Below are 1,556 nucleotides of genomic sequence, written 5' to 3' on the forward strand. Positions count from 1 at the left end.
TCTGGAGTTGGCTCTGGATCTGGGGTTGGTTTCGGATCTGGAGTTGGCTCTGGATCTGGAGTTGGCTCTGGATCTGGAGTTGGCTCTGGATCTGGAGTTGGTTTCGGATCTGGAGTCTTCACTTTTTCGTAGATATGTTCTGTGTCGCCGTTAGGAAGTTTCTTAGTCTCTACGAAGCGGTAGCCTGGAATATCTTTCTTAGGATTTTCGCCATCTTCTGTTGGATATCCTGGAATTTCGTTTCCATCTTTATCCTTGTGACTAGTCTTCACTTTTTCGTAGACATGTTCTGTGTCACCGTTTGGAAGTTTCTTAGTCTCTACGAAGCGGTAGCCTGGAATATCTTTCTTAGGATTTTCACCATCTTCTGTTGGATAACCTGGAATTGCTTTACCATCTTTATCTACAAATGTAGTAACTGGTGTTACTGTTGGTGTGTATGTTGCAGAAGCTTTTGTTCCGTTCATATCTTCACGAACAACTGTAACTGATGGAGCTGTTCCTGTAAACTCAGGTTCTGGTTTGAAGGTTACTGTTCCGTCTGGTGCTACTGTGTATGTACCAACACCTGGAATAGTCTTAGTTGTTGAACCATCGTCAAATGTAGCTGGTACATCATCATTCATTGGAACACGGCTGTCGCCTTCTTTGAATGTTGGTTTGCCAGACTGTTCTTGACCTTTTGGTCCAATAGTTGTAGCTGGTTCACCTGTTGGTGTTACTGGTGTTACTGTTGGTGTGTACTTAGCTGTAACTGGTGTACCATTCTTATCGACACGTTTAACAGTCACGCCTGTTCCTGTTCCTGTGAATGATTTTTCTGGTACAAATGTAACTGTTCCGTCTGGTGCTACTGTGTATGTTCCTTCACCTGGAATTACCTTAGTTGTTGAACCATCTTCAAAGGTTGCTGGTACATCATCATCCATTGGAACATCTGGATTACCTGGTGTAAAGCTTGGTGTTCCTGTTTGTGTCTTACCTTGGATATCTGTTGATGTTGCAGGGTCTGCTGTTGGAACTACTGGAGTAATCTTAGGTGTGTACGTTGTTTCAGCTGGAGTACCGTTGGCATCCTTAGCTTGAACCTTAACCGGAACGACTTCGCCAGAGTATGATTTATCAGTCGGAGTGAAGGTTACAACACCTGTTTCCTTGTCAACTGTGAAGGTACCGATAACCTTACCTTCTGGTGATTTAGCATCTACTGATGTAGCTGGTTGACCATTTTCATCAAGAAGCGTAATGGTATCCTTGTCGATTGGTGCAACTGGATCACCTTCTGTGAAGGTTACAGTTCCAGTTTGAACCACACCTTGAGGTGCTACTGATTCAGCTGGAGTTGCTGTTGGTGTTACTGGAGTTACTGTTGGTGTGTACTTAGCTGTAACTGGTGTACCGTTCTTGTCTACACGTTTAACAGTCACGCCTGTTCCTGTTCCTGTGAATGATTTTTCTGGTACGAATGTAACTGTTCCATCTGGTGCTACTGTGTATGTTCCTTCACCTGGAATTACCTTAGTTGTTGAACCATCTTCAAAGGTTGCTGGTACATC

1 pseudogene is annotated in these 1,556 nt (G+C 43.7%); it reads right to left on the bottom strand.

Features of this window, described 5'->3' with window-relative positions:
- Positions 1 to 1,556 (bottom strand): annotated as a pseudogene (locus ACVC7R_RS08460) (hypothetical protein); the annotation flags it as partial.

This window comes from Streptococcus sp. Z554 (assembly GCF_053010305.1).